The organism is Streptomyces sp. ISL-66 (genome assembly GCF_018614135.1).
In the GTDB taxonomy this organism is placed as follows: Bacteria; Actinomycetota; Actinomycetes; order Streptomycetales; family Streptomycetaceae; genus Streptomyces.
On the sequence record NZ_JAGGOW010000161.1, the window covers coordinates 1 to 13,517 of the forward strand.

Sequence of the window (13,517 nt, forward strand, 5' to 3'; positions counted from 1 at the left end):
TTCCGAGACTCAGGACACTAGCCACTGACCACACAACCGAGGAGGAGAAGCGATGGCCGGGCAGATGCGAGAGCGGTTCGTCGAGGTCACGACGGAGCTGCTCGCCGAACACGAGAACCTCGCGCTGGTCACAGCCGACCTGAGCGCGAAGATGTTCGGCCGGGCCTCCGGCGAGCATCCGGATCGGGTGATCAATCTGGGCATCCGCGAACAGTTGCTGATCAGCGTGTCCGGCGGCCTGGCCCTGGCCGGGTTGCGACCCATCGCGCACAGCTTCGCGCCGTTCCTCATCGAGCGACCGTTCGAGCAGATCAAACTCGACCTGAACCACCAGGACGTGGGCGCGGTGCTGGTCAGCGCGGGCGGGTCCTACGACATCGCCAGTGGTGGGCGGACCCACCAGTCCCCCGGAGACGTGGCGCTGCTGGCCACCTTGCCCGATTGGACGATCCACGTTCCGGGTCATCCCGACGAGGTGGAGGCGCAGCTGCGCCGGGCGGCGGCGGGGAGCGGACTGGTCTACATTCGCCTGTCCAACCAGGTCAACGAGAACGCCTACCACCCGGACGGGAACGGGTTCCGGGTGCTGCGCGAGGGCGGGCGGGGCACCGTGATCGCGGTCGGACCGCTGGCCGACGCCGTACTGGAGGCGACCGGGCCGCTGGACGTGACCGTGCTGTACGCGTCGACCGTCCGGCCCTTCGACGCGGCGGCGCTGCGGGCCGCGGTGGCCGACCAGTCGGAGGTCAATGTCGTGCTCGTCGAGCCCTATCTCGCGGGCACCTCCGCCCCCGAAGTCGCCCGCGCCCTGCCCGACCGGGCTCATCGAACGCTGTCCCTCGGCGTGCGCCTGGACGAGTTGCGCCACTACGGCACTCCACGTCAGCACGCGATCGCACACGGTCTCGGGGCAGCGGGTTTGCGCCGCACCATGGCTGAATTCCTTGGATATTTGCATTAGTTGGCGGGCAGATGCCCTATCGGAATGATCCGGATCGACGTACCGTCGATGCTTCATCCGGTGCAAACGCACTGGAACCGTCTCAAACCAGAAGGAGTCGGCATGTCTTTTGACGACAAGCTCCGGGCGACCGACGCTGAGCTGCTCATCGCAGAAGCCAACGCGGAAATCGAGGAGCTCTCGGACCACTCCCGCCCCATGGTGATCGAGAACATCAACGAGGCCTAAGAACACAGGTCTTCGGTGAGCCAATTCTGGGTGCCGCTTCGGCGGCCCCAGAGTTGGTCCGGATCCGACCAAGAGGGACGGCTGTGGTCATGGAACATCCGCTGGTCCGACTGATCGACGACGTGGACCTGTTGGGCACTTACTGGAACAAGAAGTTCGGCTTGTTCCCCAAGGCGGCCCCGCCGGACGGCCTGATCGACGAGCACGCCATCCAGGCCCAGCTCGACGCCGGCCTCCTGCGCTGGCCCTATTTCACCCTGATGCGCGAGGGCAACCAGCCCGCGATCGGTGACTTCACCCGATCCCGGAACGTGCTCGGCCAACGCGTCGGGTCGTTCGCCGATCCGGAGAGGGTCCGGTCGCACCTCGCCGCCGGCGCCACCATGAAGTTCAGCCAACTCGAAGACTGGCACCTTCCGATCCGCACCCTGATGCGCGCCCTGGAGACGCGGATCGCCGCCGAACTCAAGGCCTACGTCTTCTACACCCCCTGTGACAACACCGGGATGCTCCCCCACCGGGACGGCTCGCACGTTCTGGCGCTCCAGCTCGCTGGTGCCAAGGAGTGGACGATCTACGACGCCGCCGACCAGATCGACGCGCGTCCGGGGCTGAACGTGGACGCCGACAGCCGCTCGCACACCTTCGTGATGGAACCCGGCGACGTCCTGTACCTGCCACACGGCTTCCCTCACGTGGCCACCGCCCGGGGCGGCACTTCCCTGCATCTGACCTTCACCATCACCGAGCCGACACCACGTGACCTGGCCGGGGCCCTGATGGCGACCTTCGAACAGCCTGGGGTCGACCCTGCCCTGCCCCTGGAAGACCGGGCGGCGGCCGTGGCGAAGGCGCTGCTGAACCACCTGGACTCGGCCGACCCGGACGTCCTTGTCGGCACGGCCGTCGAACGAATGCGGAACAGGACGATCCGATGACGCTACTGGCCGACATCGTCGGAGATGTCGACTCCTTCGCCGCCGAGATATGGGCGCGGCGGCCGGAAGTCTTCCGGTACGAGGCCGGGCCGGATCTGCTCGTACGGGCCGCCGCCTGGGAGATGGTCGAGTGCGGGCTGTTGGTCGCACCGTACTTCGGCATGCTCCGCGAGGTCGGCGGCGGCGCGACCGCGCAGGGCATCACCACGACCCGCGAGGTGTTGGGCCGGGCATTGCCCGCCTACGCCGATCCGGATGCGGTGCGCGCGAAGTACGCGTCGGGGCGGGTGATCACCCTCAACCAGCCCGAGGACTGGCACGTCGGCATCCGCGGCCTGCTGGACGCGTTGCGGGCGGACCTGCGGGGCCGGGCGCGGTCGGCGGTCTTCCTGACTCCGCCCGGCGCGAGCGCGTCTTCGGAGCACACCACGGATCAGCACGCACTGCACTTCCAACTGGACGGCGAGTCGCACTGGACGCCGCCCTCCGGCCCGGCGATCGAACTCGTTCCCGGCGATGTGCTGTACCTGCCCGGTGGGCAGGACACCGGCTGCGAGGCCGGCCCGGACGGATCGTTCCACCTCACCGTGACCATCGAAGAGCCGACCGGTTCCGAGCTGGCCGGCCTGATGATCGCCGAGTTCCTCGACGGCCCGGCGGCCACCGAGATCGCCGGGACCCACCACTTCCTCACGCCGGCCCAGAAGACCGCGTGGCTGCGTACGGAACTGGGCAAGGCACTGGCCGACCTGGACCCCGCGGCGCTGGTGGACCGGGCCGCGGTCGACCCGCGCCGCGGCGGCCGAACATGAAACCGGACGTCTTGCTCGGCCAGGTCCGCGCGGAGATCGCGCACCGGCTCGGGGACGGCTTGGTGCTCGAGGCCAGGTTGACCCGACCCGACCGGCCGTATCCGGTGCCGTTCGTCCTCGGTTACGCACCGGGGCCGGACGGCGACCTCACCCTGGCGCACGCCTACGCCGGGGCCTCCGCGGTGACTGTGCTCAACGACGGCTATCTGTTCCTCTCCGACACCAAGGCGGGCAACGGTCGGAGCCTGCGCCGACACCGGCCCGACGCCGAGACGGAACTCGTGCTGAGTCCGGGCCGCGACGTGGTGTCCTACGCCACCGGCGGCTCCGTGGTCGTCGCGGCGGCCTGGGTGCCCGTCGACCGGGCTGATCCACACCGAACCGCCGTCCTCCTGGACGGCGACCTCTGGCCGCGCTCCGGCTACCAGGCCGCCGGTGAGGTGCTCGGCCTGCTTCTGACATCCCTCGAAGGCGGGGTGCCGGAGTCACTCGACGTCACGCTGGCTCCGAACGAACGGCTCACAGGACTGTTGTCACTTACCCCGGACGGCAGCCGGTGCGCGGCCGGCGTGGTCCGCTTCCTGCCCGGCGGCCACCGCCGTCACGGCCTGCTGCTCATCCCCGTGGCGGACCCGACCGCCGCGCAGGCGGTGTGGCCGGACGAAGACCTGCGGGACGCCGTGCCGTCCCCGGACGGTTCGTGGTTCGCCTGCACGGCGGAGCGGGTGGCCACTCCGGGGCTCGGACCGCGCCAGGGCGTGGTGCTGGTGGCGTCGGACGGCTCCCGGCTGTTGCGGCCCGCCGCCCGTCACCCGCACTGGCTCCAGCCGAGGGCTTGGTGCGGGCGCACCCTGCTCTGCGTCGGCGAGGACCACGGCCGACGGCGTCTGTACACGGTGCTGCCGGAGGGCGACCGTGCCGAGCCGGTCGAGCTGTCCGGCTCCGTGGGGTCCGTCACCGTCACGGCGGCCGAGGCATTGGTCGTGCAGTCCCGAGTGGACCTGCCCCCCGAAGTAGTCGCCGTGGACCTGGCCGGATCCTCCGCGCGCACCCTGCTGACCCCGGCGGCCGCCGCCCGCCCGACCGGACGCATGGAACGACTCAGCCATCTCGCCGAGGACGGCACGGTGTGGCACAGCTGGCTGTGCCTGCCCGCCGACGAACCGGCCGAGCCGCTGCCGGTACTCGTCTGGTGCCATGGCGGCCCCTTGTTGAGCTGGATCGACTGGTCGTGGCGGTGGAATCCGTGGCCGTTCGTCGCGGAGGGCCATGCCGTGCTGATGCCTGATCCTCCTCTGTCCATGGGGTACGGCCAGGAGACGGTCGAGCGGGGCTGGGGGCGGTGGAGTTCGGAGGTGGCCTCAGTCGCCGCCGAACAGGTCCGCGCGGCGCTCCGGCGGCCCGACCTGGATGCACGGCGCGTCGCCGCGATGGGCGGCAGCTTCGGCGGTTACCTCGCCCTGGCCCTGGCCACCCGGTTGCCTGAGATCCGACTCGTCGCCAGTCACGCCGGCTGGTCGGACTTCGCCGCCGTGGCCCGCGCCAGCGACCTGCACTGGCACTGGCTTCGGGAGTACGGGCCGGTCGAGGAGTCCGAGGCATACCGCAGGGAGGGCCTCGCACTGGACGGCATCGATCCGGGAGTCACCGTGTTGCTCTCGCACGGCTGCGCGGACCAGCACGTCCCGGTCGGCGAGGCCCGGGCCATGTACCGGGCCCTGGACACCAGGAAGGTCGACGTACGGCTCATGCTGCTTCCCGACGAAGGTCACAGCATCGAGCGTGCGGCCAACGTGACCGCCTGGTACGACTGGGTCCGCGCGGCCTGCGCGGAGGTGCTGGCAGCATGACGACCACTACGACCACGCTCACCCCGCGGATCAGCCTCGGCCGCGAGCACTGGCTCCCGCCGACCACGGCCGACGCGACCACCGCGGGCGGCACTTCGCTGCGGATCCGCACCCTGGAGGCGACCGCGGAACTGGCCGGCGCGGTACTCGACCGATGTGGCATCACCCGAATCGCCGACGTGACCGACCTGGACGTGCTCGGCATCCCGGTGTTCAACAGCTGCCGTCCCGACGCCGCCCCCGGCCTCAACACGGTCACCAGTGGCAAGGGCACGACCGCGACGGCCGCACGGGTCTCGGCGATGATGGAGGCGATCGAACGCACCTGGTGCGAGCCCCGGGCCGCCGAACCGCCGCTCCGCGCGAGCTACGCCGAACTCGTCGCGGCCGGTCGGCCGACACTCGACCCCCGGCGGCTGATTCTCCGGCGCGGCCACCGCTGGACCGAGCGGCAGCCGCTGTCTTGGTGGCCGGCGCGCGAGTTGCGCTCCGACACCGAGGTACTCATCCCCGCGCTGGCGGTGTTCACCCCGTTTCCGGACGAGTACGGGATGTTCTCCTCGAACACCATCGGCCTGGCCTCGGGCAACAGCCCGCGCGAGGCACTGCTGCACGGCCTGCTGGAACTTGTCGAGCATGACTGCACCGCGTTCGGCGAGACGCTGCGGGGCGGCCACCGCATCAGGTCGGGCACGTTGCCGGCCGAGGCGCAGGAACTCGTCGCCCGGTTCGAAGGGGCCGGCATTCAGGTACAGGTGTTCGGCTACGTCAACGAGATCGGCATACCGACCGTCTTCGTCACGACCGACGACACCCACTCGGAGGACGGCCTCCTGATCAACGGCGGCGCCGGCTGTCATCCCGACCCCACCGTGGCGCTCAGCCGAGCACTCACCGAAGCCGCGCAGTCCCGACTGAACGTGATCTCCGGAGCTCGCGAGGACCTCAACGGCCAGGTACACCGCCGACACGCCTCCTACGAAGAGATGCGCAAGATGTTGCACACCTGGAGCGCTGGCCGGTCCGAGCTGGACTTCGGCGAGCTACCGAACAGCACCACCGGCAGGGTGGAGGGAGACCTCCGACTGGTTCTCGACGGGCTCGGGACGGCCGGATTGGATCTCGTGTTCGCCACCGAACTCGCACCGCCCGACCTGCCGTTCTCCGTGACCCAAGTGATCGTGCCCGGCATCGAGAACCACCACAACGACCCGGCCCGGCTCGGCACCAGACTGCACGCCTCGATGGTCGGGGCCGGGTTGGCGAGGTCCCCGCGATGACCCGCACCAGCACGATCCTGTTCACCGGACCCTCCCTGCGCCCCGCCGACCTGGTCGATTTGCGGGCACTCGCCACGAGGACAGGGCACCACCTGGACGTGCGGCCCCCGGTGCGCCGACTCGACCTGGTCGAGGTGGTCAACGCCGGCGGCATCGATCGGGTGCTGATCCTGGACGGCGAGTTCGGCCAGAACCTCGCGGTGAGCATCACCGAGATCCGCTCGGTGCTGGCCTCCGGGCAGCCTCTCGTCGGCGCCTCGTCGATGGGCGCGCTCCGGGCCGTCGAGTGCCGGACCCTGGGCATGATGGGCATCGGCTGGGTGTACGAGCAGTACCTGTCCGGCGCCATCGAGTCCGACGGAGACGTGGCACTCCTGTACGACCCGGAGGACTACTCCCCCGTGACCGTGCCGTTGGCGAACGTCCGCTGGTTGCTGAGCCGAACGGAGCTGTCCGCCGAAGACGCCCGACGTGCCCTCCGCGTGGCCCACGGCCTGCACTTCCGGGACCGGCGGCCTTCCCTCCTGCTCCGGCGGTGGAAGGAGCGGCTGCCGGCCGCCGTGGTCGAGGTCCTCGAACCGGAACTGGCCGAAGACCGCCGGGACACCTGGGATCGCAAGCGGCTTGACGGGCTCGAAGCGGTACGCGCCGTACTCGGAGAGGAGAACTGACATGAGCGTCCTTGACGCGCTCGGCGACCCGACCTGGTTCACCGACGATTGGCCCGCCACGCCCTACCACCGGGTGGGCAGCGCCTCCGAGTTGCGGACCACACTGACCTGGTCGGCGCTGGACGCGATCCTCAACGACCAGGGACTGCAGGCACCGGCGTTCCGGATGGCCCGGGACCACCGGTTGGTACCGGCAGAGCTGGTGACCCGGCCGGAACGGCACACGTCGCAGGCCGTCCAGGGGCTGGCCGACCCGGTCCGGATCGGCGCCGAGCTGGCCGACGGGGCGACGCTCGTGCTCCAGGGGTTGCAGCGGTTCTGGCCACCATTGGCGGACGCCTGCCGGCGCCTGGCGGCCGACATCGGGCATCCGGTGTTCGTCAACGCCTACCTGACACCTCGCACGGAGCAGGGCTTCGGCGCCCACCACGATCCCTACCACGCCTGGCTGACCCAGATCTCGGGCAGCAAGTCGTGGCGACTGTGGGCGCCAGACCACGACCCGGCCAAGGATCCGGCCGACTTGGAGGTGGTCCTGGCAGAGGGTGACGTGCTGTGGATACCTCGGGGGTGGTGGCACAGCGGGAGCAGCGGCTCGGAGCCGAGCCTGCACCTGACCTTCACCGTCTGGGCCACGAAGCTGGATGCCGTGCTGCGCGCCCTGTTGGCCGAGGTTCTGCGTGATCCCGGGCTGGCCCGGGAACTACCCCCGGGCGCATTCCGGGACGGTACGCGCACCGAGGCCACGGTGGCCGATGCGATGGGAGAAATCTCCGACATGATCGCCAAGCTGGTCCCGGAGACGGTCGCGACCCGGGTGGTCGGTGCGCGGCTGGATCAGTTCGCCCCGCTACCCGCCCGTCCGGTGTCGTCGGCGATCGGCGAAGACCGGACTGTGCGGTTCCACGCCCATCCGGAGGGGGTCCTGCACTCCGCCGGGATCCGGTTGCGAACAGCCGACCGGCTGATCACCCTGGAGCCCGGCCAGGAAGCCCTATGGCATGCCGTGTCGGGCCGGACCGACAGCTTCACCCTGACCGAGCTGGACGCGGACCAGGCACTGCTCGACCTCCTGGTCGACGCCAGGTTGGTCTGTGCCGCACCCTGCCCGGGACGCTGACCCATGGACGAAGTCGACGTCAAGGGGCTCGCCGAGATCGCCGAGCACCTCGTGGCCGCGAAGGTCCAGCGGCAGGGCGGCATCTCCACCTATCACGACCACCACATCCGGGACGCGGTGACCGAGGCCCGGCGCACCGGCCGGTCCGACGAACTGACCGGGTACCTCGCACTGCTGACAGGGGAACGGTACCGGGATCCGCTGCCGCGCCTCGATCGATCCGACCGGGACGTGCTCGCGGCCCTCGCCTTCCCGGTCCAAAACTTCGTCGCCACCCAGGGCGTCACCGATCACCTCACGTGGGCCGGTCGGCCTCTGTACAAGACGGTGTTCGACCTGGCCGGTTATCCGATGCTGATCGCCGAGCTGGTCCCGGGCACTATCATCGAACTCGGCTCCGGCAGCGGCGGAAGCGCACTCTGGCTGGCCGACGTCGCAGCGGCGCACGGCCAGCGACCGGAAATCATCTCGATCGATCGCACTCCGGTGGACCTGGCGGACGACCGGGTGCGGTTTCGAACCGGGGACGTCGGACGTCTCGGCGAGGTCCTCGCCGACTCCCATGACCTGCCCAGGCCCTGGCTGGTGATCGAGGACGCCCACGCACACGTCCGGGCCGTGCTCGACTTCTTCGATGCCCGACTGACCTCCGGCGACTACCTTTTGGTCGAGGACAGCCTGGCCAAGCGGGCCACCCTCCGCGAGTTCCTCCGCAGCAGTCCGCATCGATACCAGCTCGACACCCGGTATCTGGACCTGTTCGGCGAGAACTCGAGCTGCGCGATCGACTCGATCCTGCGGCGGGTGTAGGGCGCGCCAACATGTGCGTCCTCTCCTGGCCCCACCGTCTCATCCCATGCACCGCGACAAGGACCGACCCATGCACACCAGTACTGCGATCCGCTTGATCGAGCCCGCCGACGCCGCCCCGATCGCCGCCCACCGGAAGCGGGACGTCGAGGCCTTCCGACGGTGGGAACCGGCACAACCCGCCGACTTCTTCACCCCGGAGGGCCAGGCAGAGCGGATTGACGGCCTGCTCGCCGGACACCGGGCCGGCACCATCTGGCCGGGTGTGGTGCTCGCCGACGACCGCGTGATCGGACAGGTCACCGTCGGAGGCATCGTGCCGCAGCCACACCTGCGCCGCGGCTCCGTCGGATACTGGATCGCCAGTGTCGCCCAGAACCAAGGGCACGCGGGACGCGCCGTCGGCCACGTGCTCCGCGTCATGACGGACGAACTCGGCCTGCACCGCGCCGAGGCCTCCACCAACCTGGAGAACCTGCCATCGCAACGGGTACTGCGCCGCAACGGATTCAGCCCGTACGGCGTCTCCCACTCCTCGATCCTCCTCGACGGGAGCTGGCGGGACGGCCTGCTGTGGGAACGGATCCTCGGCGACTGATGACCACTTGCCTCACGTGGCAGAACCACTGCCGCAGCGGAAGATAACCCACTCACCGATGTACCGGCAGTGCACGGCCGGCGCTGGCATCCACGTCGCCGGGTCCCGGTCAGTGTGCAGCCGACGCCGACCGTCGGGGCCTCGATCGCCTCGCGGCCAAGCCGAGCGATCGATCGCTTGGCTCCTCGGCTACCGCCGCCTGACGATCCGATACGAACGAAAGGGCTCGCACTTCCTCGCCTTCCTCGCCTTCCTCGCCTTCCGGCCTGAAGGCGAGACTGTCGTGCATGTTCGCACCCGCCAGTCCACTTCGCCGCGGACCCCGAGTTCGTCCAGCACCGCCCGATGCAGCCGACGCCACAGGCCGACCTCGGTCCATACCGTGAAGCGGCGATGGGCGGTGGCGGAGGACGTGCCGAACGTCGGCGGCAGATGCCGCCAGGCACAGCCACTGGTCAGCACGTACACCACTGCCGTGAACACGGCCCGTTCGTCACACGAAGCGGTCCCACCACCCTGCGGTCGAACGGCGAAGGACGGCAACAACGGGGCATCCAGCTCCCAGAGTTCATCAGGAACCAGACGCTTCGACAGATCAGCACTCACGACCGGCATCATGCCGCTCGAACATCACGTCACGTCGTGGGACAGCCACCTACGCGTTGGTTGGTGCGGCCGTCCTGGCGGTCTGCTCGATCTTCGCGAAGTAGGCTGCACGGGCTTGCTCGTCGATCGGCTGCTCGTTTTCGGCGCGCATCCCCGTCCGGCCGTCGACGCCCTCGCGCAGGATGTCGGCGTGCCCGGCATGCCGGATGGTCTCGCCGAGGACATGGACCATGATGGCGAAGAGGTTCGTGTTGGGAGAAGGCTCCGACCACCAGGGCACGTGGCCGGGGGCATCGAGGGCGAGCTCGTTGATCGTCGTATCCGAGTGTTCCCACGTGCGCCGGTAGAACCCGACGATCTGATCACGCGTCTCGTTCTCGGCCGCCCATTGATCGCTGCCGTCGGAATCCTGCCACCGGCACAGCGGCTCCGGAGAAGGGCGGTCGAAGACCTCGCCGAAGTACCTGGCCTCGACCGTGGCCACGTGTTTGACCAGGCCGAGGAGGTTGGTCCCGGTCGCTGTCAGAGGCCGGCGCGCGTCGTATTCGGACAAGCCGTCGAGCTTCCAGAGCAGCGCCTCACGGTCCCGCCGCAGTCTCTTTTGGAGGTTGTCTTTCGCGAAATCATCGATCATGCGGCACGAGCCTGCCATGGGCTGCTCATGGTCTCAAGATCCCGTACGGGGTCCGCAACGACTGGCGGAGCCGTGGTCAGCTATGGTCACCGCCCCCACCTGCTGCAAGGAGCTCAGGAACCTGTCCACGTGAGACGACCTCTAAGCGCGGACCGGGCGGTGGACCGGGGCGGAGACTTCCGGCACCCGCTGCGGTTCAAGCGGCTGCGCCTGGATGCGGGTGTGGAGGGCGTTCTGCGGTTCGGTCAGGGTTCGACCGGACCGCCGCTGCCGGCTGAGCGCCGTCCCGGGGCTGGTCTGGGGCGTGCGCTGAGGGGTTGCCGGGCTCTCTTGCGAAGCGAACGGCTCCGCCCTCGAGAGAGGGGAAGCCGTTGTTTGAGGCGGGGCCCTCCGGGCGCCGAGTCAGGCGTGCCGGTGCCTGTTGCCAGTGAAGAGGCGGTAGACGCCGAGGAGGATAAGGGAGCCGACGATGGCGGCGATCCATGTAGAGAGCTCGAAGAAGCCGTCGACGGAGTCGACGCCGAAGATGACCTTGCCGAGCCACCCCCCGAGCAGGGCACCCGCAATGCCAATGAGCATCGTGATGATGATGCCGCCCGGGTCCTTCCCTGGCATCAGCATTTTGGCGATGATCCCCGCGAGCAGCCCGATGACGATCCAAGCAATAATACCCATGATGTCTTCCTGCCACGACGCAAACCGGTGATATCTACTCTCTTTACTTTTCTCGCATTTCTAACCTCCAAATCTGTGATCATTCAGAGCAAAGCATTTGGGTTTGGGCAGGGGCCGTTGTGGTCGAGCCGAGGAACGTCATCCGGGCCCGCCTCATCTCCCAAAGAGGAACCAGTCAACGGAACCTGTCCTTGCCCTTCTCTTTGGAAGCCCGGCCCTTGCCCCGGGCTTCCAAAGCGGCGCCCTTGGCGGCCATGGTTTCCTTGCCCATCGCATGGGCTACTCTCCGCACTGCCCTCCCGGCAGCTTGCTCGATCTGAGCCTTCGCCTTCTCGCTGGCACTCATGTCGATCCTCTTGGTGGGTCCTGCCTTCTCCCCTGGTCCGGGCCGGAACAGCTTCCTGAACCGCCCTCGTTACCGTCGGAGAGATTGGGGGGGGCCGTGCGCTCCGAGGGGGCGTGGAGGTGGCGCACGCCCCGTGCGCGTCCGCTCGTACTCCATCTCTCACGGGTCTGCCCCCAAGGACGGCCCCGAAACGATTGGAGCGGCCGGGATTGACTGCCCGATCAAGCAATTTCAGGAGTCTGCGCGGCTGCTCGGGGCGGTTGGGCCGGCAGGGCCACTCGGGAGGGCGATGAGCGGCCGGGTTCTGCAGTCGCTGATCTCGGGCCGGGTTCCAGTCGGCCGCTGGGTGTTCCTCGAGGCCTTGCTGTTTGGGTCTGCCCCTGCTCGACCCGTGAGCGTCGCGGCCCAGCCGACGGCGGCCCGGAGGGTGGCCTTTGACGTTCACCGTTCGATCGCTGGGCCTACGGACATGGATCGGTTCGGGCGCGTGCTCGCTCGGAGCGGGTCGTGGGCCGGGATGCGGGAGCTCCGTGATTCGGTCTGACCGGAGCTGGGCCCGTTGGTGTGGGCCGTGGTGCATGGTGGCATTGCTCGGCGTATTTGGGTTAAGGGTCCGGACGTACGGTGCCCTCAGCCGGCCTGATGGGCGCAGCGGGCGCTGGAGCGGGCGGGCCGGTTACGTTCGCGTTGCGTTCTCCGTCCAGCCCGTGGCGCGGAAACCGGATCGCCAGTTAGTGGCGCGTGGACGATTTCAAGGCGGGTAATCCGTCGCGTGCGCGGCGATGCTCGGCGCTCCCGGGCTGGGGTCGCGTTCCAATGCTGTTCGTGTCGACCTGCACGGTCGCGGCAGCGCTGGCGGTGACGCTGCTCCGCTGAATTCGGCGGGGCGGCCAGCGGCCGGTGCCACGACAGCGGACCCGCAGCCGTTCTGCGCCGTCCGGCGACTTGCCCTCGATGACCGCGGCGATGGAGATGCTGACGTCATCGATGCTGTCAGCACGCTCCACGAACACGCGGCAGCCACCACGCTGGGAACACCCATGTCACACATCGGACTTCCCGATGGGGCCCTCGGCATTGGCGGCGGTGCCGTCGCATCGGTGTCCGCATCCGCGCAGTTAACGGACGAACCTCAAGAGGGAGATTGTCGCGTGCATCCCGCCAGGGCCCACTCGAGATGGGGCATGCCGGGGGGTGTGAGTAGCGCGCGGGTTCATCGTGGATGCCGGCAATGGGGCTTTTGGAGAGCCGTGGTCGCAGGCACGCCCTTCGGCGTCAACGGGATGCATCGGAGGAGCCTTCCGGACACACGTGGTGTCGGCTCCCGCGCAACCGAGACGGCCGAGTAGATCTCATTCGGCGCGATGCGGCTTGTGCGGGGTCACCCGCAACTGCGCTCTGGCGGGGAGTCGGCTGCGGCCGGTGGACTGCCGGGCGCGTGCCAGCGGACCGTCGCACAGCGACTGCACGACGGAACGGGGCTCGCTGTCGGGGCTGAGTGTGACATCGATATGGGCTGCGGGGTGGCTCGGCGAGCCGACCATCCGGGCCCGCGCCCGAGTCACGCCGGGCTGCCGGCGGATGTCGGCGGCCAGAGCATCGCTCAGGGCGCGCTCCCGCAGCTCCACATCGTCCACCGCTGCTGGTCCCCCCAGTGAGATGTGGCCGGGGTGGGTGCGGCGCAGTTGCGCCAGCAGCCACCACAGGGCCAGCAGGAAGACGAGGGCCAAGGCGGCGATAGCCGCGGGCCACCACCATCCCTCGCTCGTCCAGCGGGTGCGGTCGGCGGCGGAGAGCAGGACGGCATCGCGATGAGTCAGCGGCCAGCCGGTAGGGGGTGCCAGCTGCCACCGCTGGTACACATCGAAGCCGCCCGCCAGAATCAGGATGCCTGCGCCCAGCAGGACGATGCCTGCCAAGGCCAGCAGGATGCGGTTGATCGCGGATTTCCTCATGAGATCCGTTTCCTGTCTTCTACTCGCCCGTGC

Annotated in this window: 15 protein-coding genes; 10 read left to right on the forward strand and 5 right to left on the reverse strand. The window is 69.0% G+C overall.

From position 1 onward, the window contains the following. Window positions 1-52 precede the first annotated feature (52 nt). From J7E97_RS28885 to J7E97_RS28925, 10 genes are all read left to right on the forward strand, one after another. Window positions 53-961 carry a transketolase family protein gene (locus tag J7E97_RS28885; RefSeq protein ID WP_251055325.1) on the forward strand — a complete coding sequence of 303 codons (909 nt, stop codon included), beginning with the start codon at window positions 53-55 and terminating at the stop codon, window positions 959-961. A gap of 102 nt (window positions 962-1,063) precedes the next feature. Then, window positions 1,064-1,189 carry a hypothetical protein gene (locus J7E97_RS36730; RefSeq protein ID WP_255306236.1) on the forward strand — a complete coding sequence of 42 codons (126 nt, stop codon included), beginning with the start codon at window positions 1,064-1,066 and terminating at the stop codon, window positions 1,187-1,189. A gap of 89 nt (window positions 1,190-1,278) precedes the next feature. After that, on the forward strand, window positions 1,279-2,127 hold the full coding sequence (locus J7E97_RS28890) for a cupin domain-containing protein (protein WP_215033387.1): 849 nt from the start codon (window positions 1,279-1,281) through the stop codon (window positions 2,125-2,127). Next, window positions 2,124-2,939 carry a cupin domain-containing protein gene (locus tag J7E97_RS28895; protein ID WP_215033390.1) on the forward strand — a complete coding sequence of 272 codons (816 nt, stop codon included), beginning with the start codon at window positions 2,124-2,126 and terminating at the stop codon, window positions 2,937-2,939. Before J7E97_RS28890 ends, J7E97_RS28895 begins: the two co-directional genes overlap by 4 nt. Next, window positions 2,936-4,789: a S9 family peptidase gene (locus tag J7E97_RS28900; RefSeq protein WP_215033393.1), complete on the forward strand. Its 1,854-nt coding sequence runs from the start codon at window positions 2,936-2,938 to the stop codon at window positions 4,787-4,789. Before J7E97_RS28895 ends, J7E97_RS28900 begins: the two co-directional genes overlap by 4 nt. Continuing rightward, a complete protein-coding gene (locus J7E97_RS28905) occupies window positions 4,786-6,069 on the forward strand; it encodes a YcaO-like family protein (protein WP_215033396.1) in 1,284 nt (427 codons plus the stop codon). Before J7E97_RS28900 ends, J7E97_RS28905 begins: the two co-directional genes overlap by 4 nt. Further along, the gene (locus J7E97_RS28910; protein WP_215033399.1) at window positions 6,066-6,740 is read left to right on the forward strand and encodes a TfuA-like protein; all 675 of its coding nucleotides are present in this window, start codon (window positions 6,066-6,068) and stop codon (window positions 6,738-6,740) included. The genes J7E97_RS28905 and J7E97_RS28910 overlap by 4 nt, the downstream gene beginning before the upstream one ends. A gap of 1 nt (window position 6,741) precedes the next feature. Beyond that, complete coding sequence (locus tag J7E97_RS28915; protein ID WP_215033402.1) at window positions 6,742-7,860, forward strand: cupin domain-containing protein; 1,119 nt, start codon at window positions 6,742-6,744, stop codon at window positions 7,858-7,860. Between the two features lie 3 nt (window positions 7,861-7,863). Further along, on the forward strand, window positions 7,864-8,670 hold the full coding sequence (locus J7E97_RS28920) for a CmcI family methyltransferase (protein ID WP_215033405.1): 807 nt from the start codon (window positions 7,864-7,866) through the stop codon (window positions 8,668-8,670). Window positions 8,671-8,740: 70 nt separating this feature from the next. Continuing rightward, window positions 8,741-9,268 (forward strand): GNAT family N-acetyltransferase, encoded by a 528-nt coding sequence (locus tag J7E97_RS28925; RefSeq protein WP_215033407.1) that lies wholly within the window; start codon window positions 8,741-8,743, stop codon window positions 9,266-9,268. Window positions 9,269-9,457: 189 nt separating this feature from the next. Here the strand turns inward: J7E97_RS28925 and J7E97_RS28930 are convergent, their stop codons facing one another. The 5 genes from J7E97_RS28930 to amaP form a co-directional block, all read right to left on the reverse strand. After that, the gene (locus J7E97_RS28930; protein WP_215033410.1) at window positions 9,458-9,874 is read right to left on the reverse strand and encodes a transposase; all 417 of its coding nucleotides are present in this window, start codon (window positions 9,872-9,874) and stop codon (window positions 9,458-9,460) included. Between the two features lie 49 nt (window positions 9,875-9,923). Further along, window positions 9,924-10,508 carry a DinB family protein gene (locus J7E97_RS28935; RefSeq protein ID WP_215033413.1) on the reverse strand — a complete coding sequence of 195 codons (585 nt, stop codon included), beginning with the start codon at window positions 10,506-10,508 and terminating at the stop codon, window positions 9,924-9,926. A gap of 402 nt (window positions 10,509-10,910) precedes the next feature. Then, a complete protein-coding gene (locus tag J7E97_RS28940) occupies window positions 10,911-11,183 on the reverse strand; it encodes a GlsB/YeaQ/YmgE family stress response membrane protein (protein ID WP_215033416.1) in 273 nt (90 codons plus the stop codon). A 175-nt stretch (window positions 11,184-11,358) separates the two neighbouring features. After that, window positions 11,359-11,529, reverse strand: a complete 171-nt coding sequence (locus J7E97_RS28945; protein WP_215033419.1) for a hypothetical protein — start codon at window positions 11,527-11,529, stop codon at window positions 11,359-11,361. A gap of 1,352 nt (window positions 11,530-12,881) precedes the next feature. Further along, window positions 12,882-13,484, reverse strand: a complete 603-nt coding sequence (gene amaP, locus J7E97_RS28950) for an alkaline shock response membrane anchor protein AmaP (RefSeq protein WP_215033422.1) — start codon at window positions 13,482-13,484, stop codon at window positions 12,882-12,884. Window positions 13,485-13,517: the final 33 nt, after the last annotated feature.

Coding starts and splice junctions, on each gene's coding strand:
- J7E97_RS28905 (WP_215033396.1), top strand. CDS start 4,786: ATGACGACCACTACGACCACGCTCACCCCGCGGATCAGCCTCGGCCGC.
- amaP (WP_215033422.1), bottom strand. CDS start 13,484: ATGAGGAAATCCGCGATCAACCGCATCCTGCTGGCCTTGGCAGGCATC.
- J7E97_RS28945 (WP_215033419.1), bottom strand. CDS start 11,529: ATGAGTGCCAGCGAGAAGGCGAAGGCTCAGATCGAGCAAGCTGCCGGG.
- J7E97_RS28935 (WP_215033413.1), bottom strand. CDS start 10,508: ATGATCGATGATTTCGCGAAAGACAACCTCCAAAAGAGACTGCGGCGG.
- J7E97_RS28885 (WP_251055325.1), top strand. CDS start 53: ATGGCCGGGCAGATGCGAGAGCGGTTCGTCGAGGTCACGACGGAGCTG.
- J7E97_RS28915 (WP_215033402.1), top strand. CDS start 6,742: ATGAGCGTCCTTGACGCGCTCGGCGACCCGACCTGGTTCACCGACGAT.
- J7E97_RS28925 (WP_215033407.1), top strand. CDS start 8,741: ATGCACACCAGTACTGCGATCCGCTTGATCGAGCCCGCCGACGCCGCC.
- J7E97_RS28920 (WP_215033405.1), top strand. CDS start 7,864: ATGGACGAAGTCGACGTCAAGGGGCTCGCCGAGATCGCCGAGCACCTC.
- J7E97_RS28900 (WP_215033393.1), top strand. CDS start 2,936: ATGAAACCGGACGTCTTGCTCGGCCAGGTCCGCGCGGAGATCGCGCAC.
- J7E97_RS28890 (WP_215033387.1), top strand. CDS start 1,279: ATGGAACATCCGCTGGTCCGACTGATCGACGACGTGGACCTGTTGGGC.
- J7E97_RS28940 (WP_215033416.1), bottom strand. CDS start 11,183: ATGGGTATTATTGCTTGGATCGTCATCGGGCTGCTCGCGGGGATCATC.
- J7E97_RS28910 (WP_215033399.1), top strand. CDS start 6,066: ATGACCCGCACCAGCACGATCCTGTTCACCGGACCCTCCCTGCGCCCC.
- J7E97_RS36730 (WP_255306236.1), top strand. CDS start 1,064: ATGTCTTTTGACGACAAGCTCCGGGCGACCGACGCTGAGCTGCTCATC.
- J7E97_RS28895 (WP_215033390.1), top strand. CDS start 2,124: ATGACGCTACTGGCCGACATCGTCGGAGATGTCGACTCCTTCGCCGCC.